Genomic DNA, 22,741 nt, shown 5'->3' with positions numbered 1-22,741 from the left:
GGGGTGTCGTTGTGGGGTGCGGGTGCGGGTGCGTCGTGGCTGGTCGCGCAGTTCCCCGCGCCCCTGGGCCATGCGGCTCCGCCGCAGCCCCATGAGGCCGTGCGCCTACGAGGTGGCGCACGAAGTGCGCACCTCAGGGGCGCGGGGAACGGCGCGACCAGCCCCCACCGGTCCGCAGACGAAAACGCCTAGGGGCGCGGGGAACTGCGCGAGGAGCCCCACCGCCGCGCAGGTGAAAGGTGCTCAGGGGCGCGGGGAACTGCGCGATCGGCCACGACGAGACCCGCACTCGACCCCGGCCCCCAATCATCGTCAGCCAGCGTCAGCGTCAGCGCCACGCCGCCGAAGCCGCACCGCCTGCGCAACCGTCCCCACCGCCCCGGCCAGCCCAAGCCCCCCGCACACCACCGGAATCCCCACGAACCAAGGCGCATCCCACGCACCCCCCGCGTCCCCGAGATACACCACCGCCGCCACGACGACCGCCACCCCCGCGATCAACCGCCCGGGATGAAAGCCATGCCGACCGTCACGCCGCACGGGACACCTCCACCTGTCCGAGACCGACCTCGACATGAAGTCGCAGCACCCCGCCGGAGGCCTTCGTTCCGGCCGGTGGTTCAAGCGTGAGCGTCTTCTCGAGGCCCGGCCGCACATCGACGTCGTTCGACTCGTCGCCGGGCAGCTGTACGTCCCCGACGCCGACCTCGAGGTGCAGTTCCACCGTGTCGTTGCGCGGCAGCACGATCTTCGCCTGCCCCGCGCCGATCTCCAGATGCGTGGCCTTCGTCCGGCCCTCGGCGACATCCACCTTCGACAGGTCGAGGGTGCCGACGCCGGAGCCCACTTCGTACTGCGGCCGCAGCTCCGCCGTGCTCGCCGGACGCCAGTCCGTCCGTACCCACTCGGTGGCGATGTTGGCCGGGAGCGCGGCGGACGCGACGAGCAGCCCCGTCGTGATCACCGCGAGCATGATCGAGCCCGCGCCGGTCCGCCCCCGGAACGCGCTGACCGCGATGCCCAGGCCGAAGACGCCGAGCGCGCAGGCGAGCCCGGCCTGCAGGCTGGCGCCGAACGTGCGGGACTCCCAGGACGCCCCGGTCCCGGCGGCGCCCGCGACGAGTGCCAGCAGGAACGTGAGGGCGCCGATGCCCCGGGGCCCGCGCGGCTGCGGTGGCGCGGCGGGCCGCCTGACCGGGGAACCGCGTCCGGCGGCCCGCGCCGGTCCGAGGTCCTCGCTGCCGGACGGCCCCCAGAAGTAACCGGTGCCGCCGACGGACGTACCGTCCTTGACGATCGGGTCCCGCCACCACGACGGGGCCGGGGAGACCGGCGGCGCCTGCGCCTCGGGCGGCGCGTCGGCGGCGGCCTGCGCGGCGACGGGGTCGGGGTCTGCGGTGCGGCGCTGCTGCGACCAGTAGCCGGCGCCCGCGAGCAGCAGGGCGAGGACGGCGGCGAAGGTGAGCGCCCCGCCGTTGTTCAGCATCGAAAGGAAGACGCCGCAGCCGACCAGCGCGGTGACGATGGCGGCGAGCCCGGGCCCGTCGACGCGGCCGGTGAGGAGTTTGCGGAACTCGTTCTCGTCCTCGTCGTCGTAGGGCACGAAGAGCCAGGCGAACCCGTAGGCGATCAGGCCGACGCCGCCGGTCACGGCGAGTACGGCGAGGCCGATACGGAAGATCACCGGGTCCATGTCGCAGTGCCGGCCGAGGCCCGCGCAGACTCCGCCCAGCTGCTTGTACCGCCGGTCCCTGCGGAAGCGGCGCGGGGCGGGCGGTTCCGGGTCGGGGGCCGTGGCCACAGGTGGTTCCGCGTCGTGCGGGGCGTGCTCCGTCATACGTACATGGTGACCGGCCCGCGCCGCCCGCGGCAGTCGGGACAACCCTGGCCGAACCCTGAGATCGCCCCTGAGCCCGGCCCCCGCCCCCTCCCCGTACCGGCCCTGAGATCAGGGACGTATCCGGGACCGACCCTGATGCCCGGACCTGGGCCGGCGTGTGACGATCGGGGCATGCAGGAAGCAGCGACCGTCCCCCTCGCGGAAGACCCCCGGGACAGCGGGAGCACTCGCGACCCCCGGGCCCGGGACCCGCGGCCGCCGCGCAAGCTCTACCGGAGCAGCGACGGCCGCTGGCTCGGCGGTGTCGCGCGCGGTCTCGCCGGGCATCTCGGTCTGCCGGTCGTCTGGGTGCGCCTGGTCTTCGTGGGCCTGTTCATGGCGGACGGGCTCGGGGCCCTGCTCTACGCGTCGTTCTGGTTCTTCGTACCGCTGGGCGTGGGCGGGGTCGGCACCGACCGGCCGACCGTGCTCACCACGGAGACGGCCCCCGACGGGCGCCGCCGCCTGGTCGCGCGCCGCCCCGACAAGGGGCAGATCCTCGCGCTGCTGCTCATGGTCATCGTCGCGATGATCTTCGTGCAGAACGTGAACCTCACCGGCAACACCAAGGCGTATCTGATCCCCACGGTCCTCGTCGGCGCCGGCGTCGCCCTGGTGTGGCGCCAGGCCGACAACGCGCGCCGGGCCCGCTGGGCGGAGGCCGGCCGCCGCAAACGCACCCTGAGCCTGGCCCGCGCGGCGGCGGGCGTCGTGCTCGTCGGCGCGGGCGTCACCGGCATCTTCGTCACGCAGGGCGCCACCGAGCACCTCGGTTCCATCCTCCAGGCGGCGCTCGCGGTCCTGGTCGGCATCGCGCTCCTGGCAGGCCCCTACCTGATCCGGATGACACAGGACCTCTCCGAGGAACGCCTGATGCGCATCCGCGCCCAGGAGCGGGCCGAAGTGGCGGCCCACGTCCACGACTCGGTCCTGCACACCCTCACCCTGATCCAGCGCAACGCCGACAGCCCCTCCGAAGTACGCCGTCTCGCCCGCGCCCAGGAGCGCGACCTGCGGGCCTGGCTGTACAAGCCGGCCGCCGCCGAGAACCCGCAGGAGCCCGAGACGGTCGCCGAGGCGGTCAAGCGGCATGCGGCCGAGGTCGAGGACAAGCACGGCGTGCCCCTGGAGGTCGTGGTCGTCGGCGACTGCCCGCTCGACGACGGCCTGCGCGCACAGATGCAGGCCGCGAGGGAAGCGATGGTGAACGCCGCCAAGTACGGTGGCGAGGGCGGCGCCGTCCAGGTCTTCGCGGAGGTCGAGGGGGACGAGGTGTTCGTGTCCGTACGGGACCGGGGGCCCGGCTTTGATCTCGACTCCATCCCCGTGGACCGCATGGGCGTAAGAGAATCGATCATCGGCCGGATGGAACGCAACGGCGGGACGGCCCGGCTGCGGGCGGTGCCGGACGGCGGCACCGAGGTCGAACTGACCATGAAGAGGGCGGAGAAGACGTCATGAGCGACGAGGCAGCCGAGACGACGACCGAGGAGCCCGGACGGCACGTCCGCGTGGTCCTGGTCGACGACCACCGCATGTTCCGTACGGGCGTCCAGGCGGAGATCGGCCGTACGGAGACGACGGGTGTCGAGGTGGTCGGCGAGGCGGCCGACGTCGACCAGGCGGTCACGGTGATCACGGCGACACGCCCCGAGGTGGTCCTGCTGGACGTCCATCTCCCGGGCGGCGGCGGGGTCGAAGTCCTGCGCCGCAGCGCCCCGTTGATGGGGGACGCGGAGAATCCGGTCCGCTTCCTCGCCCTCTCGGTCTCCGACGCGGCGGAGGACGTCATCGGAGTGATCCGAGGCGGCGCACGCGGCTACGTCACCAAGACCATCACCGGCACGGACCTGGTGAACTCCATCTTCCGTGTCCAGGAAGGCGACGCGGTGTTCTCCCCGCGCCTGGCGGGCTTCGTCCTGGACGCCTTCGCCTCGACGGACGCGCCCCCGGTCGACGAGGACCTCGACCGCCTCACCCAGCGCGAACGCGAGGTCCTCCGCCTGATCGCGCGCGGCTACGCGTACAAGGAGATCGCGAAGCAGCTCTTCATCTCGGTGAAGACGGTCGAGTCCCACGTCTCGGCGGTCCTGCGCAAACTCCAGCTCTCCAACCGCCACGAACTGACGCGCTGGGCAACGGCCCGCCGCCTGGTCTGACCCTCATTCCTGTTCCAGGCGCAGTTCACACCACACCGTCTTGCCGGGCCCGCGCGGACGGGGCTCCGAGCCCCAGGCGTCCGCCAGCGCCTGTACGAGTACGAGGCCGCGCCCCGACTCGGCTTTCAGCGCCGGGAGTTGAGGCGCGGGCCCCGGCCCGGCGAAAGACTCACCGGCATCGGTGACGAGCAGCCGCAGCAGACGGCCCGGGTCGTTCGTCAACACGGCCCGCGCCCAGATCTCCCGCCCCGCGGGGGCCTTTGCGTGCCGGTACGCGTTCGTCGTCAGCTCGCTCAGCAGCAGCTCGGCCGTGTCCGTGACGTCGTCGGACAGCGCCCAGGACGCGGCCTGCTCCCGAAAGAGCGCCCGTACGCGGCCGACGCTCCGGGCGTGACGCGGCAGGCGCCATTCGATGTCCTGGGGGAGGGCCGGCGCGGGGCGGCCTGTCGTCTGCATGCGTCCACCGTTCCGTTCGCCGAGTAGCCTCGGTAGTAACGACACATGTACGGCGAGTAGTTGTACCTGTCGAGTACCTACTGGGCCAGCGGAGGTGTGCGTGTCGACCGACTCGAACGCGTGGCGTTACTGCGGAAGTCAGATCAAGCTGTGGCGGACAGGGGCGGGCGTCGCGCGTGAGGCGCTGGCGGACGAGGCCGGTTACGGCCTTGAGTACGTGAAGTCCATGGAGAACGGGAGACGTAAACCCACGCTCCGGCTTCTCCAGGTCGCGGACCAGCTGTGCTGCGCAGGCGGGAAGATCGTTGCCGCGCAGGAGTTTCTGAAGCCGGATGCGCACCCGGAGCGCTCGCAAGAGTTTCTGGCACTGGAGAAGGACGCGATCGCGTTCAGCTCGTACGAGCCACTGCTCATCCCCGGGTTGTTGCAGACGCGGGAGTACGCGCACGCGCTGATCAGCGACAGCTGCCCACCGCTTGATGACGAGACCGTCGAGGAGCGTGTGGCGGGGCGCATCAAGCGCCAGACGGCGCTGACCGAGCGCAAGGTCGTTGCGTTCAGCTTCGTGCTGTACGAGGCGGTGCTGCGTACGGTGGTGGGCAGCCGGGAGACCATGACGGAGCAGTTCGAACAGCTGCTGAAGTGGCACGAGTTGCGGAACATGACGATTCAGGTGCTGCCGTATGGGCGTGCGTACGGTGTGGCGCTGAACGGTGCGATCGCGTTGCTGGAGACGGTCGACCATGAGCGGTACGCGTACGTAGAAGGACCGGAGACCAGCGTGCTGTATGCCGACGGTGACAAGGCCAGTTCGCTCGCGACGTCCCATGGCATGATCCGCATGCATGCCCTCAGCCCTGAGGAATCGGCCGAGTTCATCAGAAAGGTGGCGGAGGAACTGTGAGTGACCGCCTGACATGGTTCAAGTCCAGCTACAGCGACAGCCAAGGAGCCAACTGCCTCGAAGCCGCCCGCGCCCCCGAGCGCATCCACATCCGCGACTCGAAACTGGGCCCGCAGAGCCCGACGTTCACCACAGCCGCACCTGCCTGGACGGCGTTCATCGCGCACACCTGCAACGTTTGAGCTTCGAGCCGCAAGCGCCGAGCCGCAGGGGTGTTCAGGCGGCCTGGGCGCGGGATATGAGTGGAGCAGCGAACGGTTTCGTGGCTCCATGGATGCCATGACTCTGATGTCGACCGATCGTCTGCTCGCCTTCGCGGCGATGTCGTTTCTTCTCATCCTGGTTCCCGGGCCAAGCGTCCTGTTCGTCATCGGGCGGGCCCTCGCTCAGGGGCGTCGCGCCGCGCTGACGACGGTCGTCGGCAACACGCTCGGGGCGTATGCCCTCGTCGTCGCCGTGGCTCTCGGTGTCGGCTCGGTCGTGGAACGCTCGATCGTCGTGTTCACCACGCTGAAGCTGGTCGGTGCGGCGTATCTCATCTACTTGGGCGTCAGGGCGATACGCCAACGCCGGTCGCTGCAAACGGTGTTCGAGAAGGGTGACGGGGACGATGCGGATCCCGGTGCCGGGACGCTGCGTACTCTCCGGGAGGGCTTCGTGGTCGGTGTCGCCAACCCCAAGACGATCGTCTTCTTCGCTGCGGTCCTGCCCCAGTTCGTCGACCGGGAGGCGGGTCACGCCGCGCTCCAGATGCTTCTGCTCGGCCTGGTCTTCAACGTCATCGCGGTGGCCTCGGACAGCGTCTGGGGCCTGGCGGCGTCCACGGCCCGCACCTGGTTCGCCCGCTCCCCGCGGCGCCTCGCGATGGTCGGCGGGACGGGCGGCCTGGCGATGGTGGGCCTGGGTGTGACGGTGGCGGTCACCGGGCGGAAGGAATGACGTCCGTCGAGGGCCTGGCGTCCGGGGACGTGGAACCGTTGAGTGGCGGGCTGGCCAACGCGGGGGCCGTGTTCCGGCGGGGCCAGGTCGTGGACCGGCCGGCGCCACCGCATGCGGACGCGCTCCACGCCCACTTGGCCGCGCTGCGTCGCCGCGGGTTCGACGGGGCGCCGCTGCCTGTCGGTCGCAGCGCGGACGGGCGACGCGAGCAACTGACGTACATCAAGGGGGAGGTGGCACTGCCGCCGTTCCCGGCGTGGGCGATGACGGACGAGGTGTTGCGGTCGGTCGGTGTGCTGCTGCGGAGGATGCACGACGCGGCGACGGAGATTCCCGCGGACGCGGACTGGTCCCGGGACTTCGCCGATCCGGTGGGTGGGCCGGTCCTGTGCCACAACGATGTCTGTCCCGAGAACGTCATCTTCCGGGACGGCCGCGCGATCGCCCTCATCGACTTCGACACGGCCGCGCCGGGCCGGGCGGTCTGGGACGTCGCCATGACGGCCCGCTACTGGATCCCGGTGCGCGACCCGCTCTCCGCCGCCGGTACCTACCCGGAAGGGCTCGACGTGGCGCGGCGGCTGGCCGTACTCGCCGGCGCCTACGGCCTGCCGGCCGCCGACCGGGCCGCCCTCCCCGCCGTCATCGAGCAGGCCACGGAGGTCTGCCGGGCTTTCGTCGCCCGCCGCGTGACGCACGGTGATCCGGTCTTCATCGAGGCACTGGCGCAGCGCGGAGGCTGGGGCGGATGGGACCGCTTGCAGGCGTGGCAGGCGGACCGGCGCGGGGAGTTCGAGGCGGCGCTCATGGGATGACAGTGCTGGGGACCACCGGGAGCGGGCGGGAGGCCGCCTCACGCGTTCCGTTCGGCCAACCGCCGTGCCAGGTTGGTGAGTTCAGGCAGGCGCAGAACCCGGCCGTCGAACCCCGGCAACGGTACGTGCAGCGCTGCTGTCCAGCGGCCGGGTATGGCGTCGACGCCGTACAGCGCGCCTGCCAGCGCTCCCGTGACGGCGGCGACCGTGTCGGTGTCGCCGCCGAGGTCGATCGCGGCGCGTAGGGCGTCCTCGTACGACCGGGTCGTGCGCAGCGCCCACACCGCCGAGCCCAGGCACGGCCAGACCGCCCCGTTGAACTCCGTGGCCCGGTCCGGGTGCCAGTCGGCGGCGAGGACGGTGGCGTAGCGGTCGCGGTGGCCGGGGTGGACGAGGGCCACGATGCCGGGGAGTTCGGTCAGTGGGTCGGCGCCGTCGAGTGTGCGGCGCACGAGTTCGTGCAGGACGGCGGTGCCTTCCCAGGCGGCGCGGTCGCCGTGGGTGAGGGCGGCGATGCGGCGGGCGGCATCCATGGTGGCGTCCGTGCCGTGCGGCGCGAAGTACACGGCGGAGGTCGCGGCCCGCATCAGCGAACCGTTGCCGGCCGCGCGTCCCGTCACCTGGAAGTGGATCGCGGCGGCCTGGTCCCACGGGAGGCCGTTGCCAAGGACGTCCTCGGTCTGCAGGCCGATGTCCTTGGGTTCCGCGGCGGCCCAGCGCTGGAAGCGGGCGAAGAGATCGGCCGGTGCCAGTCCGCCGTTGTCGAGCAGCGACTCGGCCACCAGGACCGCCATCTGCGTGTCGTCGGTGGCCTCACCGGGGTCCCAGCCGCTGCCCCCGGCCATCTCGCCCGCGTCCGGGCCGCCTTCCGGCGGGAACCGCGCCGAGAACACCCCTTCGGGACCGAACTCGAACGGTCCGCCGAGGGCGTCGCCGACCGCGGAGCCGATGACGGTCCCGGTGGCGCGTTGCGGGCGGGACGGCGGCGACTTCCGTGGCATCGCGTCAGCCTATGCCGCCGGTTCGTGGAGCACTTTCACTCCCAGCGGTGAACGTGCTCAACTTATGTGCATAAAAGCTGAGTTGGATCTCTATGCTCGCGGCACATGCCACCGGCCCCTGGAGCACCCATGGTCAGCCCGCCCCATGAGGCGATGCACCGTATTTTCCAGCAGGACCCGGATCTCTTCACCCGGGTGTCACGGCTGCTGGGACTGAAGGTTCCCGCGCCCACCAAAGTCACGGTCATGCCCACGGACCTGACGGAGGGCGACCCTCTGGAGCGGCGCGTGGACACGCTGCTCAACATGGAGACAGAGGAATTCGGCCCGTATCTTCTCGCGGTCGAGGCGCAGGGAAAGAAGCACCCGGACAAACCCGCGACGTGGGCGTACTACGTGGCGTACCTCTGGTCGAAGTACCGGCGGCCTACGACGCTCCTCGTCGTGTGCCAGGACCGGCGGACCGCCGAGTGGGCGGCACAGCCGGTGTCCAGCGGGCCGCCTGCCATCCCTGGCCTGACCGTTCAGCCCCTTGTCATCGGGCCCCACAACATGCCTCGCATCACGAGTGCGGCCGAGGCGCGCAAGGATCCGACACTCGCGGCGTTCTCGGCGATCACGCACGCCGCCGATGAGAGAGTCGATGCCATACTGAAAGCACTCTCCACCGCCCTGCGGGACGACCCCGAGGGCCCGACGAACCCGCTCATCGAATTCGTTGCGAAGGGCCTGAGCAAGCGCCCCGCAGCACAACAGTGGAGGCATCTGATGGCTGTCGATCTTTCCTTCTACAACTCCGACATGTCGGAAGAGATCCGGGACGAGGGTCGCGTCCAAGGGCGTGCCCAGGGGCGTGCCCAGGGTGAGGCCAAGGCGGTTCTCAGGATTCTTGAGAAGCGGGGCGTTCTTGTCAGCGATGAGGCTCGGGAGCGGATCGCCTCGTGTGCTGATCTCGACACCCTGGATCTGTGGCTCGACCGTTCCGTCACCGCTGTGGATGTCGCGGAGCTCTTCGTGGAGGACGACGGTGAGGCAGGCTGAGGTCACGCGTAGTCGCGGCGGCGGCGCGTCACGAACAGCACCACGCCCGAGGCGAGCGCGGCCAGGCCTGTGCCCACGCTGATGAGGACCTGCTGGACGCCGTCGAAGGCGAAGCTGGTGGAGACGTTGACGATGAGCGCGACGCTCAGGATGAGCCAGAGCAGGGCCTTCATGGTGGTGTTCCTTTCCCCGTGGGGTCCGTGGGCTCGGTGCCCGGTCTTCGCTGCCTGATCCACGATGTCGTAGCCGGTGTGGTGCGGGCCATGGGGTGTTCTCCCGGCTTGGAGGTGTAGCCCGCTACACCTCCGACCCGGGCGGAGAGGATCTAGCCTGGGTGCATGGGGGAGACGGTGCGGCGGGCGGGGCGTGCCACGGAGCAGTTGGCCGTGGGGGCGGGGCTCGCGATCCTGTCGTATCTGTTCGTGGCGCTGGTTCTGTTCACCGCTGTGGTGACGCTGCTCGTCGTCGGGGCCGGGGTGCTGCCCGAGACCGTGCTGTTGTTGCGCCGGATCGCCGGGTTCAAGCGGCGCCGGGTGGCCGCCTGGACGGGGCGGGTGGTCCCGGAGGCGTACGTGGCGTTGGAAGGGCCGTTGGGGACGAGGGTGCGGCTGGGTGTCTCCGACCCGGGTACCTGGCGCGATCTGCGGTGGCTCGTCGCGCACTTCGTGTACGGATGGGTGTTGTTCTACGCCTCGTTGCTGGTGTGGGCGCTGGCGGTGGTGGTGGACGGTGTGTGGGCCGGGGTGGTGCGGAGGCCGCCCGTGTTGCTGCCGCTCGTGGGCCGGCTCGCCGAGCTCGACGCGACCTGGTCGAGCGCCCTGCTCGCTCCCGCGCCTGGCGTCGAACTCAGTGGACGTATCGAGGAGTTGACCGTCAGCCGGGCCGGTGCCGTGGCCGCGCACGGCGCCGAGTTGCGGCGCATCGAGCGCGATCTGCACGACGGCGCGCAGGCCCGCCTCGTCTCGCTGTCGATGCGGATCGGCCTCGCCAAACGGGCGTACGGCCACGATCCCGACGCCGCGCGCAAACTGATGGACGACGCCCAGGACCAGGCCGAGGAGGCGCTCGCCGAGCTGCGGCACGTGGTGCGCGGCATCCATCCGCCGATCCTCACCGACCGGGGACTCGTCGGTGCGGTGCGGGCCCTCGCGGCCGGCAGCGGCATCGACGTCGAGGTGCGCGACGACGGCGTCGAGGATGGCAGCCGCGCCCCCGCCGCGGTGGAGGCGGCCGCCTATTTCGTGGTGGCCGAGGCGATCACGAACGCCGCCAAGCACAGCGGGGCCGCCGGTGCCCGGGTCGAACTCGCCCGCACCGCACACGGGTTGGCGCTGCGCGCGCGGGACGAAGGGCGCGGCGGCGCCGACGAGGCCGGGGGCAGCGGGCTGCTCGGGATGCGGCGCCGTGTCGCCGCGCTCGACGGGACCCTGAAGGTGTCGAGCCCTGCCGGAGGGCCGACCGTGATCGAGGTGGAGTTGCCGTGCGTGTGGTGATCGCCGAGGACAACGCCTTGCTGCGTGAGGGGCTCGTCCTGCTGCTCGGATCGGCGGGCCACGACGTGGTGGCCGTCGCCGAGAGCGGGCCCGAGGTGCTGCCCGCGCTGCTCGGGCACCGGCCGGACATCGCGGTGCTCGATGTGCGGATGCCGCCGGGGTTTCGCGACGAGGGGCTGCGGGCCGCGATGGAAGCCCGTAAGGCTTTGCCCGGGCTGCCTGTGCTCGTGCTGTCGCAGTACGTCGAGGAGTCCTACGCCACTGAACTGCTCGGCGGTGGCGCGGGCGGGGTCGGTTATCTGCTCAAGGACCGGGTGGGGCGGGTCGATGAGTTCCTGGACGCGCTGGAGCGGGTGGCGGGTGGTGGTACCGCGCTCGACCCCGAGGTTGTCACCGAGCTGCTCAACCGGCGCCGTGATGATCCTGTCGACACGCTTACCCCGCGTGAGCTGGAGGTTTTGAAGCTGATGGCTGAGGGGCGGGGGAACGCGGTGATCGCCGAGACGCTGGTTGTCACTGAGCGGGCCGTCAGTAAGCACATCGGGAACGTGTTCGCGAAGCTTGGGCTGCCGCCTAGTGACAGTGGGCATCGGCGGGTGTTGGCCGTGCTGGCCTATCTGGAGCGGTAGCGCCGGGGGCGGGTTGGGGCTGAGGGCGCGGGGCTCTGCCCCGGACCCCGCTCCTCAATCGCCGGAGGGGCTTAACTGGGGGCTGGATCAATGGAGCAGTCTCGCCACCCTGCGTCGCGCAACCGAAAGCGCCCCCCTCCACCCCGCCGCCGTACGCAGTGCCAAGGCGCCGGAGTAAGTGGCGTGGGGGTGGGCCAGGAGGAGGGCGTGGCGGCGGCTCGGTACGGCGGTGCGGTGCAGCAGGCCGGGGCGGCGGACGGCGTGCGGGGTGGCGTCGCGGTGGCTGCCGTCGGCGAAGTGCAGGCGGAGCCGGATGTCGCAGGTGCCGGGGCGGCCGAGCGCGGAGAGGTCCAGGAGGGCCGTCGCCAGCCACAGCTCGTCCTCCGCGCCGCCACCGTTCAGCGCGGCGAACGTCGCTGTCCGGCGCTGGAGGACCGTGCCGTGTCGCCGGTCCACCAGTTCCACGTCCACCGTGCGCGGCCCCGCGTCGGCCACCCGCCCGTACAGCTCGTGCAGCAGCAGCTTGAGCCGGGTGCCCCGGGCGCGGGGGCGCAGTTCGCCGTCGACGGTCACCGGCAGCAGGTCCATCGGGCGGTGCAGCAGGTGTTCGAGGGAGACCTGGGGGAGGTCGGGCGACCAGACGGGCGTCCCGTCGGGGGCGCGTGCGTACGGGGGGAGCAGGCGGGCCGGTCGCGCGGCGATCTCCTTGACGCGGGGCAGGTCGCGGGGGGCCGGTGAGGCGAGGATCAGGCGGCCGATGACGCGGCCCGGTGCGGGGGCCGCCTCGAAGTCGGCGGTGTCGAAGGACTCCAGGTAGGCGCGGGTCCGCGTCCACCACTCGGCCCGGTACCCGGGCCCGCGCAGATCGAGTTCGCGTGCGTACATCCGCAGGGAGTGGTCGAGGAAGTAGGAGCGGGCGGCGCGGGCGAGCCGTTTGTGCGAGGCGTCGAGGAGGAGGGTGACGGACTGGCGGTGGGCGTCGAGGCGGGCCTGCCAGTTGGCGATGCCGGACCGGTCGAGGGAGAGGGAGAGCTTCTCGGCGGTGCGGCGTACGTGCCAGAGGTAGACGCGGTCGGGGATCAGGGCCAAGCGCGGGGACGCGGCGAGTACGCGCGCCGTGAACACGAAGTCCTCGTAGACGAACCGGCCGTCGGGGAAACGGATCCCGTGCTCGCGCAGAAAGTCGGTGCGGTACAGCTTGTTGACGCAGAGGGTGTCGTGGACGAGGCGCGGGTGCCGGTCGGGGCCGGCGATCACGGCGGCCTTCGCGTAGAGCTCGGGCTGCCAGGGAACCTCGTGCCCGGACGGGAGTTCGCGCCGTACGCACAGTCCGGCGGCGACCTGCGCGCCGTGCCGCCCGGCCGCGTCGAGCAACGCGTCCACCGCGCCCGGCGGCAGCACGTCGTCGCTGTCGAGGAACATCACGTACGAGGAGGAGGCGCGGTCGATCCCGTCGTTGCGCGGGGTGCCGCAGCCGCCGCTGTTGGTCTCGCGGTGGACGACGGTCAGCCGGGGTTCGTGGGCCGCCAGGCTGTCGAGCAGGGCGCCGCTGCCGTCCGTGGAGCAGTCGTCGACCGCGATCACTTCGCGCACGGCCGGTCCCTGTACGAGCGCCGAGCGCACCGCGTCGGCGACATGGACGGCATCGTCGTACCCGATGACGATCACGGTGACGGTCGGCGCCGGAGCGGTGAGGGAGCGGGAGTGGGAGTGGGAGTTCACAAGGTGAATATTAGAGGTTTGGGGTGATTGTCCAGTAATTATTCAATATACGGAGAGTTTTACGCTTTTGTGGCAGTCCAGAGGGAGCGGAACGACACCCAAACCCCGGCCAGAAGAAGGCCGTTGCGCACCGCCATCACCGCGATGCCCAGCCACGTCCCGGCCTTCACGTCCGCGTACAGCACCGGGTACGCGAGAGCGCTCACGCCCGCCGCCGCGAGGACGAGGAGCGCGACCGTGCGCTGCGTGGTGTGCCGGGAGGTGAGGCAGACCGCGGACAGGCCGAGCAGCCAGACCAGGTACTGCGGGCTGATCACGCGGCTGGTGACGGTGAACATCAGTACGGCGCACAGCGCGGCGTCGTACGGCGTCGCCGCCGAGTGCCGCCGGGCCCGCAGCCGCCACCACAACAGCACCGCGAAGGCCGCTCCGGTCAGTAGGAGCGAGGCCGCGGCGACCGCACCCACGTACGGTCCGACGTACTCCATCGCCCCGTACTGGTACCGGACCCGCCCGGGCCAGCCCGCCCGGCGTGCGAGGGCTAGCGCCGTCCCGCCGAGCGACTCGATCTGCACCCCGCGCCCGCTCTGCCCGCTCAGGAACGAGAACGGCGAGCGGAAGGCCAGCGCCAGGACCAGGAGCATCGCGGCCGCCGCGGCGAGCGCCGCGCCCCACGCCTGCCGTGTCGTGCGGCCCCGCTCCACGCCGAGCAGGGTCAGCGCGGGCCATACCTTCACCAGGGCGCCGAGCGCCGCGAACGTGCCGGCGAGGCGGGGGGAGCGGTGCAGGGTGAGCAGTGCGAGGACGGCGAACGCGGTGACCTCGATGTCGTAGCGGGCGAGCGGGATGTGCAGCATGAGGGGGAGGCCCGCGGTCCACAGCCAGGCGCCGCGCGGGTCGCGGTCGCCGCGCGCCAGTACGTACGTGATGAGCGCGTCGGTGGCGAGGGTGAGCGTCACGAACGCCTGGAAGTACGTGAGTCCGGGGAGCAGGCCGGGCACCAGGAGCAGCGGGCCCGCTCCCGGCGGGTACTGCCACAGCGGGTCGTCGGTGGGGAAGGTGCCGTCGGCCAGGGTGGTGCCCCAGCGCGCGTACAGGCCGTGGACCTCGCGGGCGACGCCGCCGGACCCGAGCGGATGCGTCTCGTCCCGGACGAGCAGGAGGAGCATCGCGGCCCGGGTGAGCAGCCAGAGGACGGGGAGCGCGGCGCGGGACGGGAGGGTCCGGGAGGCGGGGGCCGGTTCGAGAGCGGTGGAGTGTTCTCGCGTGTCGACTGTCACGATGTGGGAGCGTATGTCCCATGTTGCCCCCGCGGGCTCAACCGGGCCCCGAGGGGCCCGGAGGCTCAACCGAGCGTCGCCGTGTCCAGTGCCTCCGTCAGGCGGTTCAGGCGTTCCCGCAGGTCCTCGATCTCGTCCAGTTCGAAGCCCGTCGCCCGCGCGATGCTGCGCGGGACCTCGACCGCGCGCTCCTTCAGGGCGACGCCCGCCTCGGTCGGTGTCACGTTCACCGAACGCTCGTCGCGCGCGCTGCGCTCGCGCCGTACGAGGCCGCTCGCCTCCAGGCGCTTGAGCAGGGGCGACAGCGTGCCCGAGTCGAGGCGCAGCCGCTCGCCGAGGCGCTTGACCGGGAGTCCTTCGCTCTCCGGCTCCTCCCAGAGGGCCAGCATGACCAGGTACTGCGGGTAGGTGAGCCCGAGATCCTTGAGGAGGACGCGGTAGAGGCCGCCGAACGCGCGGGAGGCCGCGTTCAGCGAGAAGCAGATCTGCCGGTCGAGCCGGAGGAAGTCCTCGGCGGCGGGGCGGGTGCTGGTCATGGTTCCAGGGTAACCGAACGCGTCATTTAGTTGTGCGCAATTGAATTGCGTGCTCTACTTGTGGCTGTCAGAACTTCACGGACGTACGCAAGGAGCCCCTCATGGACGCCCTCTACACCGCCGTCGCCACCGCCACCCACGGCCGCGACGGGCGCGCCGTCTCCTCCGACGGCGTGATCGACCTCCAGCTCGGCATCCCCACGACGATGGGCGGCAACGGGCAGGGCTCCAACCCGGAGCAGCTCTTCGCCGCCGGGTACGCGGCCTGCTTCGGCAGCGCGCTCGGGCTCGTCGGCCGCTCCGCCAAGGTCGACGTCAGCGACGCGGCCGTCACCGCCGAGGTCTCCATCGGCAAGCAGGGCGAGGGCTTCGGCCTCTCGGTCGTGCTCCGCGTCGAGCTGCCCGACTCGGTCGACGCCGAGACGGGCCGCAAGCTGGTCGAGCAGGCCCACCAGGTGTGCCCGTACTCGAACGCGACCCGCGGCAACATCGACGTCGACCTCGTCATCGAGTAGTCATCGACTCTCCCTGGGCGAGCCCCCGTCGACCCGTGCGAGCACCTCGCCGGTCCGGGGGCTCCAGGCCACCATCACCGCCTCCGCGGGCAGCCTCTGGCTCTTGTCGAGCAGCAGCCAGCGGACGCCGTACCGGCGCGCGACGGCCGTCCGTTCCGAGCGGGTGGACCCGGGCGAGAGGTACGCGCGCACCGCGGTCAGACGGCGCTCCCGTTCCCGCTCGTCCAGGGCCGGGTCCGGCCAGGCCGGGGCGAGCAGGTTCGGGCCGTAGCCCGGCAGCGAGCGGGTCGGCCGGTAGCCGTCGGTCAGGACCACGTCGCCGGGCGGGATGTGCTGCGCCGCCCAGACGTACGTCGGCCACATCGGCGGCTGGTCGAAGCCGCGCGGGACGACCGCGCCGGCCTGCACCGTGAGGAAGCCGAGCGCCGCGCCCGTCGCCGCGCACAGGCCCAGGGTGCGGCGCGGCCAGGCCCAGGGCCGGGGCGCCGCGAGCGCGATGGCCAGGGAGAACTGGAGCGGGACCAGCGTCAGGCCCAGGATGCGGCCGTACGTGTAGTGGCCCGTGACCCAGCCGTACGCGATCACGAGGACGTCGAGCGCGAACATGACGGCCAGCGGGTCGCGCCGGTCGCGCCGGAACCGCAGCCAGAGCGCCGGCAGGCCGATGAGGGCCAGCCAGAACCGGGCGGGCATCTCGGTGTAGAGCTGGCGGTGGATGTGATCGACGCTGCTGTCCCCGACGAGGGACAGGACGTCGTAGTAGGGCCAGATCGACGTGACCGCCGCTGTGGCCAGGAGCGCCGTCGGCCATCCGGTGAGCGGTGACAGTGTCGCCCGGTTGTGGCTGCGCGCGCGGTTTCGCGTGCCTGGGGGCGGGATCGCTGTGGCCCCGAGGCCGATGAGCGCGGCCACCGACGTGATCGGGTGGATCAGCAGGATGACGCCCATCAGTACGCCCAGACCGCCGTATCCCCACCACGGCCCGCCCGTCCGGAGCTTCGCCGCCCCCGCCCACGCCCAGAACGTCAGGCCGATCGCGAACGTGGACGGATATCCGAGGTTGCCCGTCATCGAGAGCAGCCCGAGGTAGCCGCTCCACCAGGCCGTGCGGGTGCCCCACAGCAGCACCATCGCGAGCAGTGCCAGGACCGGCGCCCACGGGCGGGACGTCAGGGTGCGTACGAAGCGGTTCAGGCCGCTCAGCAGGACCAGCAGGTTGAGCGGGCCCGCCAGTTTCACGACCTCCCAGCCCGCCAGGCCCGTCGCGCGGGCGAAGACGCCCTGGGCGAGCGCGTACGGGGAGTAGTAGGGGCTGCCCGCGCCCGGCAGGTCGGCCATGGGGTGGCGGGGATGGAGCAGGGACGCCCTGAGGCGTTCGACGACCGCCGCGTGCTGGCCGAAGTCGCAGCACATCGGCACCCGCCAGTACGCGAGCGTCATCACCAGCCAGAAAAGACCGCCGCACACGAAGAACGGCGTGGGCCGCCAGGAACGGCCGCCGCGCAGGGCGGTCGCGCCTCGGACCGCTCCGCGGGTGAGCGTGGCCGCCGGCCGTGGTGTCAGCGCGTCCTGCGAGGTCATCGCATCAGCCGTTCCGCCACCCGGGCCGCCGCGCCGCCGTCGTCCAGATCGCAGTAGGCGCTGCGGAACGCCTCGTAGGCCGCCGCGTGCCGGGGCGCGACCGTGTCCAACTCGCGCAGCGCGGACACCACTTCGTCCGTCGAGGAGAGCAGCGGGCCGGGCGCGTGGTCCTCGAAGTCGAGGTAGAAGCCGCGCACCGTGTCCCGGTAGTGGTCGAGGTCGTAGGTGTGGAAGAGCATCGGGCGGCCGGTGTGCGCGAAGTCGAACATCAGCGACGAGTAGTCCGTCACCAGTACATCGGCGAGGAGCAGGAGGTCGGCCGCGCTGGGATGGCCCGTGACGTCCCGGACGAACGGGGCGCGTGCGCCGGTCAGGCGGCCCGTCGCCCGGGGGTGTTTGCGGACCAGCAGCACATGGTCCGCGGCCAGTTCGTGTTCGGCGGCGGCGAAGTCGAACGCCGGCTCGTGGCGGAAGCGGCCGGGGGAGTGCGCGAGGTGGTCGCGGTAGGTGGGCGCGTAGAGCACGATCCGCTTGTCCGGGTCGATGGCGAGGTCGCGGCGCAGCCGCGCGGCCCGTTCGCGGCGGTCGTCCGGTGTGCCGAACAGGATGTCGTTGCGCGGCGATCCCGCCTGGAGGACCTCGCCGTCGTAGCCGAGGGCGCGCGACAGATGCGGGGCCGACCAGCGGGACGGGGCGACCAGGACGTCCCACTGGCGGGCCAGCTTCGGCAGCAGCGCGAGGTGGTCGTGGTCGGCGTACAGGGTGTCGGTGAGGTCGGCGCCGATCCGCTTCAGCGGGGTGCCGTCCCAGGTCTGTACGACGGTCTGGCCCGCACGGCGCTCGAAGAAGTCGGGCAGCTGGTGGGCGGTGACGACACGGCGGCAGCGGGCCAGGGCGGCGTACCACTCGGCCGAGTGCTCCTCGACGCCGCGCGCGGCCGGGGGCACCTGTGTGCGGCCGTCCCGGGTCACCCACAGGTGCTCGACGTCGGCGCCGCGCCGCACCAGCTCCGCGTGGACGGCGCGCGGCGAGTCCCCGTCGACGTAGAGGACCGCGTCCCGCAGGGGGAGGCGCCGCTGGGCCGGATAGTGCACGGTCCGCAGCAGGTGGCGACGGTAGGGGCCGCGCTCGGCCGGCGCCAGGACCGGCCCCACCTCGACGAGCAGCCGGTCCCCGAAACGCCGGTCGAGCGTGAACTCCCGGACCTGGGCGGGCTGCTGACCAGGTGTACCCCGGTGACGCGGCAGCCCCGTGCTGACGGAGGTCAGGACGCGGATCGGGACGCCGTCGCCGTGACGGTCGTCGGCTTCGCGCAGGAACGCGTACCAGCGGCCCTCCCAGAGGCCCGAGGCGGTGACGGCCGTACGGAAACGGCCGTCCGCGTGTGCGGTGGCCGCGGTGATCTCCTCGCCGGTGGAGCTGTGCCGCAGGACGAACTCCGGGTGGCGCCAGCCCTGGGCGGAGGCCGTGCCCGCCACGACGGCCGAGCCGTCGTCCGCCCAGTCGACCTGGTCGGCGACCGGCTGCCGGGTCAGTTCGACGACGAGCCGGCCCTGGTCGTCGGCGGTCGCGCACAGCTCGCGGCCCTCGGCCGGGTACCGGCCGGGCGGCAGGTCGAGCGCCGCCGCCACCGACCGGGAACTCCCGTCCGGCAGACGGAAGTTGACCTGCCAGCGGTCGCCGTGCGGCGGCTCGACCTCCTTCGGCGCGTGGTGCGGCGGCTGCTCCACCGCGGCCAGGTCCGCGAACGGCACCCGCACCAGGAACCGGCCGCCCGCGCACGTCACCGGATAGTCGAACTCCGCACCCGAGTGCTTGTGCGTGAGGCGCAGCGCCCGCGGCTCGATGCCGCCGAGCAGGCGCCCCGCGAGGACCATGCTGCCGTCCTCGGCGTGATGGTCGTCGGCGAGCGCCGCGTACGCCACGACCTTCAGGACGAGCCGCCCCTTGGAGTGGCCGAGGACGAGCCGGGTCCCGTCGCCGAATTCGCGCACCAGGTGCTGCCGCGTCGAACCGTCGAGCGCGCGCAGCGCCGCCCGGCGCAGCTGACCGGGTCCGGCGACGACGACGCCCAGGTTCCAGGTGCCGGGCCGCCGGCGCCCCTTCACCTTCAGTTTCTCCGGGTCGATCGTCATGGTGAACCCGGAGTGGTCGTAGCTGTGCAGTTCCTGCCCGGAGTGGGCGGTGGCCAGCGGGTCGGGGACGGTGCGGGTCGGCACCCGGCGCAGCTGCGTGCGGCTGCCCGCCGCCCTGAGCAGGCCGGCGCGCACCGACTGCCCGGGGCGCCCGGCGGGCAGGTTCTTCACGTACGCGTATCCGCTGATCCGGAGCTTTCCGTCGGCGCCCCACGCCGTCTCGCGCACCCGCGCCACCACCGGCAGCTCGCGACGGCCGACCTTGACGAGGTGCTCGGGCAGCCGGGCCAGGCCCGGATAGGCGGCGCTGCGCCGCAACGCCCCGCGGACCCGGAAGGCGGTGCCGTTGCGGCGTTCGAAGGAGAGCAGGCGTACGAGGTCGTCGACGCGGCGCTCGCGGACGAGATGCCACTTCACGCGCAGGTCGAGGGGGAGGCCGTCGGCGACCGCCGGATCGGCGCGGCGCAGGAACGCGGCCGTGTCGTCGCAGAACGCCTGCCGGTACTCGGGCCCGCCCATCGGCAGCCCGTCCATGAAGTACACGAAGTCGTCGCGCAGGCAGGACGTGTCGTACGTCTTCTTCAGCTCGGGCCGGTCCGGACAGCGCTCGGCGAGGAAGCGGCTGACGTGGTCGCAGGCGGCGATCCGGTCGCGGACCCCCTTCACGTCCGTGCGGCGCCGGGTGATGGAGCCCTCGCGCACCCGCCAGTAGTAGACGTGGTCGTCGAGCACGTCCACGGACCCGGCGAGGAAGTGCGCCGGGATCATGACCGGCGTGTCCTCGTACAACTTCCCCTCGGGAAAGGTGAATTGGTGCCGGTCCCAGAACGCGCGACGGAACACCTTGTTCCAGGCGACCCGGTCGGAGAGGAGCTGCGGGTCGCGGGTGATGTGGGTGCGTTCGCGGCGCCGGGTGAGCCATTTGTACTGCCAGGCCTGCTGCCGGCCGCGCTCGTTCAGCCGCCACACGTTGCCGGTCGCGAAGTCGGATCCGGTGCGGTCCAGGCTCGCCGTCATCCGCTCGTACGCGTCGCGGGGCAGGACGTCGTCGCTGTCGGCGAACGTGAGGAACTCGGCGCCGGGGTCGGCGTGCCGCACTCCGGTGTTGCGGGCGGCGCTCAGGCCGGCGTTGTCCTGCCGTACGTAGCGGAAGCGCGGGTCGCGGGCCGCGAAGGCGCGGGCGATGCCCGGGCCGGCGTCCGTGGACCCGTCGTCCACGAGGATCACCTCGAGGTCGGTGAGGGTCTGGGCGGCGATCGACTCCAGGCACTCGGCCAGGTAGTCCTCGACGTTGAAGACGGGAACGACGACGCTGAGGCGCGGGCCGCGAGGCTTTTGTGACATTCACAGTATTTGCCCGATTGTGTCATCAGTTTTCGCGCGCTCGCCCGTGTGGGTCAACCGGCCGCGGCCTCCCGGCCGGAGGCTCTCTCCAGGCGTGGCAGACGGAGGTACCGTCCTGCCCTATGTCCCGATTCTCCGTTATTGTCCCCGCCTATCGCGTCCAGGGCTATCTCCGTGAGTGCCTGGCCTCCGTGCTCGGCCAGAGTCACACCGACTGGCAGCTGATCGTCGTCGACGACGCCTCGCCGGACGCCTCGGGCGCGATCGCCGCGGAGTACGCGCAGCGCGATCCCCGGGTGCGGGCCGTCACGCTGCCCGCCCGTGAGGGCGTCGGAGCCGCCCGCGCCGCGGGGGTGCGCGCGGCCACCGGGGGCTACCTCCTCTTCCTCGACGCCGACGACGTCCTGCTGCCCGGCGCCCTCGCCGCGATCGACACCGCGCTGACCGGGGCCGGTGACCCCGACGTCCTGCTCTACGACCACGACCGCACCGACTGGTGGGACAGGATCCGGGAGAGCGGCGACGACCTCGGCCCGGACGCCGACCCGCTGGCCGTCACCCCCGCCGCCTGGAACCGCGCCGTGCGCCGCGACTTCTGGACCGGGCGCGGTCTCGCCTTCGCCGCAGAGGGGCCCTACGAGGACGTCGTCCCCGCCCATCGTGCGGTCCTGGAGGCGGAGACCCTCGCGACGCTGCCCCGCCCCTGCGTGCGCTGGCGCAGGCGCCGCGCGGGCGGCCTGGCCGGAACCCCGGGGCGCCGGCACTTCACCGTCGTGGACCGCTACGCCGAGGTGCTCGCCGGGACCGTCGACGCCCGCCGCCTCTTCCCGGCCGCCGTCGGCCGTGTCCTCGACGTGCTCGACGACGCCACCCGCACCGCACCCGCCGACCGCCCCGAGCTGTTCCGCCTCGCCGCCGCGCTGCACCGCGCCCACCGGCCCGGGGGGCACACCCCGGCGGACGCGCGGGAACAGGCGCTGGCCGCCGGGTCCTGGACCGCGTACCAGAAGCAGGAGAGGGCCGAAGGGCTGAAGAAGTCGGTGGGTTCGGCGCTGAAGCGGCACAAGAAGAAGCTGCGTACCCACGTCATGAAGGCCGCCTACCGCACCGATCTGCGCACCGCCCGCCTCGACCCGGACCTCGCGGTCTACGGCGCGTACTGGAACCGCGGCGTCAGCTGCAATCCGGCCGCCATCCACGCCGCCGCCCGCCGGACCGCCCCCCACATCAAGGGCGTCTTCGTCGTCTCCTCCCGCCACCAGGAGCGCGTGCCCGAAGGAGTCCCGTACGTCATCGAGGGGTCGCGCCGCTACTGGCAGACCATGGCCACGGCGACGTACCTGATCAACAACTCGTCCTTCCCCGGCGGCTTCACCAAGCGGCCCGGCCAGGTCTACCTCCAGACCCACCACGGCACCCCGCTGAAGAAGATGGGTCTGGACCAGCGCCGCTACCCGGCGGGCACGCACGGCATCAGCTTCGCCAAGGTCCTCGCCCACACCGACCAGTGGGACTACAGCCTCTCCGCGAACCCGCACTCCACGCAGGTGTGGGAGCGGGTGTACCCCTCGGCGGCGTACGCCCCGCTGGAGCTCGGCTACCCCCGCAACGACGTCTACTACACGACCGGCGAGGACGAAGTCCGTGCGCTGAAAGGGCAGTTGGGAATCGCCGACGGGCAGCGGGCGGTTCTCTACGCGCCCACGCACCGCGACTACCAGAAGGGCTTCCTGCCCCGGCTCGACCTCGCCCGGTTCGCCGACGCGCTCGGCGACGACCACGTCGTCCTGGTCCGCGCCCACTACTTCTACGGCGACGAGGCCGGCCTCGTCGACGCCCACCCCCGGCTGATCGACGTCACCGGGCACCCCCGCGTCGAGGACCTGTGCCTCGCCGCCGACGCGCTCGTCACCGACTACTCCTCCGTGATGTTCGACTACGCGTGCCTGGACCGCCCGATCGTCGTCTACGCCCCCGACTGGCAGGCCTACCGGCTGGCCCGCGGCACCTACTTCGACCTCCTGTCCGGCCGGCCCGGCGACACCCCCGGCGCCGTCGCCACGACCGAGGACGAACTGCTCGCCCTCTTCCGGGACGGCGCCGCGGACACCGCAGCGACGACCCGGCTGCGCGCCGCGTTCCGCGACCGGTTCTGCGCCTACGACGACGGAGGCGCGGCCGAGCGGGTGGTGCGCAAGCTGTTCCTCGACGGGGCGGCGGCGCATTGACCGGCGCGTGTCCCTGCGGGCCGCCCGCCGGTTGAAGGGGCCCCGGCGGCGCCCCGCCGCCGTCCCGAGCGGTGCTCCGCCGCC

The 22,741-nt window shown here is 72.1% G+C and carries 20 protein-coding genes; 11 read left to right on the top strand and 9 right to left on the bottom strand.

Annotation, left to right across the window (positions count from 1 at the left end):
• Positions 1-529 precede the first annotated feature (529 nt).
• Positions 530-1,837, bottom strand: coding sequence for a PspC domain-containing protein (locus tag ABD366_RS02360; protein WP_324773341.1), 1,308 nt, complete (start codon positions 1,835-1,837; stop codon positions 530-532).
• Between the two features lie 174 nt (positions 1,838-2,011).
• Between ABD366_RS02360 and ABD366_RS02355 the strand changes: the two genes are divergently transcribed.
• A complete protein-coding gene (locus ABD366_RS02355; protein ID WP_324773339.1) occupies positions 2,012-3,340 on the top strand; it encodes an ATP-binding protein in 1,329 nt (442 codons plus the stop codon).
• Positions 3,337-4,038 (top strand): response regulator transcription factor, encoded by a 702-nt coding sequence (locus ABD366_RS02350; protein ID WP_324773337.1) that lies wholly within the window; start codon positions 3,337-3,339, stop codon positions 4,036-4,038. Before ABD366_RS02355 ends, ABD366_RS02350 begins: the two co-directional genes overlap by 4 nt.
• A 3-nt stretch (positions 4,039-4,041) precedes the next feature.
• Here ABD366_RS02350 and ABD366_RS02345 read toward each other — a convergent pair whose 3' ends face one another.
• The gene (locus ABD366_RS02345; protein ID WP_324773335.1) at positions 4,042-4,494 is read right to left on the bottom strand and encodes an ATP-binding protein; all 453 of its coding nucleotides are present in this window, start codon (positions 4,492-4,494) and stop codon (positions 4,042-4,044) included.
• A 100-nt stretch (positions 4,495-4,594) separates the two neighbouring features.
• Between ABD366_RS02345 and ABD366_RS02340 the strand changes: the two genes are divergently transcribed.
• The 4 genes from ABD366_RS02340 (at position 4,595) to ABD366_RS02325 (ending at position 7,152) form a co-directional block, all read left to right on the top strand.
• A complete protein-coding gene (locus ABD366_RS02340; RefSeq protein ID WP_324773333.1) occupies positions 4,595-5,398 on the top strand; it encodes a helix-turn-helix domain-containing protein in 804 nt (267 codons plus the stop codon).
• A complete protein-coding gene (locus ABD366_RS02335) occupies positions 5,395-5,580 on the top strand; it encodes a DUF397 domain-containing protein (RefSeq protein WP_324773331.1) in 186 nt (61 codons plus the stop codon). The genes ABD366_RS02340 and ABD366_RS02335 overlap by 4 nt, the downstream gene beginning before the upstream one ends.
• A gap of 88 nt (positions 5,581-5,668) precedes the next feature.
• Entirely contained in the window at positions 5,669-6,337 is a 669-nt protein-coding gene (locus ABD366_RS02330; RefSeq protein WP_411293837.1) for a LysE family translocator, read from the top strand.
• Positions 6,334-7,152: a phosphotransferase gene (locus tag ABD366_RS02325; protein ID WP_324773329.1), complete on the top strand. Its 819-nt coding sequence runs from the start codon at positions 6,334-6,336 to the stop codon at positions 7,150-7,152. The genes ABD366_RS02330 and ABD366_RS02325 overlap by 4 nt, the downstream gene beginning before the upstream one ends.
• Before the next feature lie 38 nt (positions 7,153-7,190).
• Here ABD366_RS02325 and ABD366_RS02320 read toward each other — a convergent pair whose 3' ends face one another.
• Positions 7,191-8,153: an ADP-ribosylglycohydrolase family protein gene (locus ABD366_RS02320; RefSeq protein ID WP_324773327.1), complete on the bottom strand. Its 963-nt coding sequence runs from the start codon at positions 8,151-8,153 to the stop codon at positions 7,191-7,193.
• Between the two features lie 129 nt (positions 8,154-8,282).
• On the opposite strand from ABD366_RS02320, the gene ABD366_RS02315 reads away from it, so the two are divergent.
• Positions 8,283-9,194, top strand: coding sequence for an RpnC/YadD family protein (locus tag ABD366_RS02315; protein WP_324773325.1), 912 nt, complete (start codon positions 8,283-8,285; stop codon positions 9,192-9,194).
• A 2-nt stretch (positions 9,195-9,196) separates the two neighbouring features.
• On the opposite strand, the gene ABD366_RS02310 is transcribed toward ABD366_RS02315, so the two are convergent.
• Positions 9,197-9,367, bottom strand: a complete 171-nt coding sequence (locus ABD366_RS02310) for a hypothetical protein (RefSeq protein ID WP_324773323.1) — start codon at positions 9,365-9,367, stop codon at positions 9,197-9,199.
• Positions 9,368-9,532: 165 nt separating this feature from the next.
• Here ABD366_RS02310 and ABD366_RS02305 point away from each other — a divergent pair, with 165 nt between their 5' ends.
• Together ABD366_RS02305 and ABD366_RS02300 are read left to right on the top strand one after the other, a co-directional pair.
• Positions 9,533-10,687 (top strand): sensor histidine kinase, encoded by a 1,155-nt coding sequence (locus tag ABD366_RS02305; protein ID WP_324773322.1) that lies wholly within the window; start codon positions 9,533-9,535, stop codon positions 10,685-10,687.
• On the top strand, positions 10,675-11,316 hold the full coding sequence (locus ABD366_RS02300; protein WP_324773320.1) for a response regulator transcription factor: 642 nt from the start codon (positions 10,675-10,677) through the stop codon (positions 11,314-11,316). The genes ABD366_RS02305 and ABD366_RS02300 overlap by 13 nt, the downstream gene beginning before the upstream one ends.
• An 87-nt stretch (positions 11,317-11,403) precedes the next feature.
• Here the strand turns inward: ABD366_RS02300 and ABD366_RS02295 are convergent, their stop codons facing one another.
• The 3 genes from ABD366_RS02295 to ABD366_RS02285 all read right to left on the bottom strand — a co-directional run bounded on the left by ABD366_RS02295 (position 11,404) and on the right by ABD366_RS02285 (position 14,854).
• Positions 11,404-13,038: a glycosyltransferase family 2 protein gene (locus ABD366_RS02295; RefSeq protein WP_324773318.1), complete on the bottom strand. Its 1,635-nt coding sequence runs from the start codon at positions 13,036-13,038 to the stop codon at positions 11,404-11,406.
• A 59-nt stretch (positions 13,039-13,097) separates the two neighbouring features.
• Entirely contained in the window at positions 13,098-14,318 is a 1,221-nt protein-coding gene (locus ABD366_RS02290) for a glycosyltransferase 87 family protein (protein WP_411293836.1), read from the bottom strand.
• A 65-nt stretch (positions 14,319-14,383) separates the two neighbouring features.
• Complete coding sequence (locus ABD366_RS02285; RefSeq protein WP_324773316.1) at positions 14,384-14,854, bottom strand: MarR family winged helix-turn-helix transcriptional regulator; 471 nt, start codon at positions 14,852-14,854, stop codon at positions 14,384-14,386.
• Between the two features lie 101 nt (positions 14,855-14,955).
• Between ABD366_RS02285 and ABD366_RS02280 the strand changes: the two genes are divergently transcribed.
• Positions 14,956-15,369 carry an organic hydroperoxide resistance protein gene (locus tag ABD366_RS02280; RefSeq protein WP_324773314.1) on the top strand — a complete coding sequence of 138 codons (414 nt, stop codon included), beginning with the start codon at positions 14,956-14,958 and terminating at the stop codon, positions 15,367-15,369.
• Here the strand turns inward: ABD366_RS02280 and ABD366_RS02275 are convergent, their stop codons facing one another.
• Together ABD366_RS02275 and ABD366_RS02270 are read right to left on the bottom strand one after the other, a co-directional pair.
• On the bottom strand, positions 15,370-16,950 hold the full coding sequence (locus ABD366_RS02275) for a hypothetical protein (RefSeq protein WP_324773312.1): 1,581 nt from the start codon (positions 16,948-16,950) through the stop codon (positions 15,370-15,372).
• Entirely contained in the window at positions 16,947-20,429 is a 3,483-nt protein-coding gene (locus ABD366_RS02270; RefSeq protein WP_324773310.1) for a bifunctional glycosyltransferase/CDP-glycerol:glycerophosphate glycerophosphotransferase, read from the bottom strand. The genes ABD366_RS02275 and ABD366_RS02270 overlap by 4 nt, the downstream gene beginning before the upstream one ends.
• 122 nt (positions 20,430-20,551) lie before the next feature.
• Between ABD366_RS02270 and ABD366_RS02265 the strand changes: the two genes are divergently transcribed.
• On the top strand, positions 20,552-22,657 hold the full coding sequence (locus ABD366_RS02265) for a bifunctional glycosyltransferase/CDP-glycerol:glycerophosphate glycerophosphotransferase (RefSeq protein WP_324773308.1): 2,106 nt from the start codon (positions 20,552-20,554) through the stop codon (positions 22,655-22,657).
• The last annotated feature ends 84 nt before the right edge of the window (positions 22,658-22,741 follow it).

Origin of the sequence: Streptomyces kunmingensis, from assembly GCF_039533535.1 — a bacterium.
GTDB lineage: Bacteria > Actinomycetota > Actinomycetes > Streptomycetales > Streptomycetaceae > Streptomyces > Streptomyces kunmingensis.
The sequence above is the reverse complement of the archived record's forward strand: the minus strand, read 5'-3'. Positions and strand labels throughout refer to the sequence as shown.

Excerpts from the sequence above, each read along its gene's own strand:
- ABD366_RS02280 (WP_324773314.1), top strand. The coding sequence starts at position 14,956 with ATGGACGCCCTCTACACCGCCGTCGCCACCGCCACCCACGGCCGCGAC.
- ABD366_RS02345 (WP_324773335.1), bottom strand. The coding sequence starts at position 4,494 with ATGCAGACGACAGGCCGCCCCGCGCCGGCCCTCCCCCAGGACATCGAA.
- ABD366_RS02360 (WP_324773341.1), bottom strand. The coding sequence starts at position 1,837 with ATGACGGAGCACGCCCCGCACGACGCGGAACCACCTGTGGCCACGGCC.
- ABD366_RS02270 (WP_324773310.1), bottom strand. The coding sequence starts at position 20,429 with ATGTCACAAAAGCCTCGCGGCCCGCGCCTCAGCGTCGTCGTTCCCGTC.
- ABD366_RS02320 (WP_324773327.1), bottom strand. The coding sequence starts at position 8,153 with ATGCCACGGAAGTCGCCGCCGTCCCGCCCGCAACGCGCCACCGGGACC.
- ABD366_RS02305 (WP_324773322.1), top strand. The coding sequence starts at position 9,533 with ATGGGGGAGACGGTGCGGCGGGCGGGGCGTGCCACGGAGCAGTTGGCC.
- ABD366_RS02310 (WP_324773323.1), bottom strand. The coding sequence starts at position 9,367 with ATGAAGGCCCTGCTCTGGCTCATCCTGAGCGTCGCGCTCATCGTCAAC.
- ABD366_RS02315 (WP_324773325.1), top strand. The coding sequence starts at position 8,283 with ATGGTCAGCCCGCCCCATGAGGCGATGCACCGTATTTTCCAGCAGGAC.
- ABD366_RS02325 (WP_324773329.1), top strand. The coding sequence starts at position 6,334 with ATGACGTCCGTCGAGGGCCTGGCGTCCGGGGACGTGGAACCGTTGAGT.
- ABD366_RS02350 (WP_324773337.1), top strand. The coding sequence starts at position 3,337 with ATGAGCGACGAGGCAGCCGAGACGACGACCGAGGAGCCCGGACGGCAC.
- ABD366_RS02355 (WP_324773339.1), top strand. The coding sequence starts at position 2,012 with ATGCAGGAAGCAGCGACCGTCCCCCTCGCGGAAGACCCCCGGGACAGC.
- ABD366_RS02330 (WP_411293837.1), top strand. The coding sequence starts at position 5,669 with ATGGATGCCATGACTCTGATGTCGACCGATCGTCTGCTCGCCTTCGCG.
- ABD366_RS02265 (WP_324773308.1), top strand. The coding sequence starts at position 20,552 with ATGTCCCGATTCTCCGTTATTGTCCCCGCCTATCGCGTCCAGGGCTAT.
- ABD366_RS02285 (WP_324773316.1), bottom strand. The coding sequence starts at position 14,854 with ATGACCAGCACCCGCCCCGCCGCCGAGGACTTCCTCCGGCTCGACCGG.
- ABD366_RS02275 (WP_324773312.1), bottom strand. The coding sequence starts at position 16,950 with ATGACCTCGCAGGACGCGCTGACACCACGGCCGGCGGCCACGCTCACC.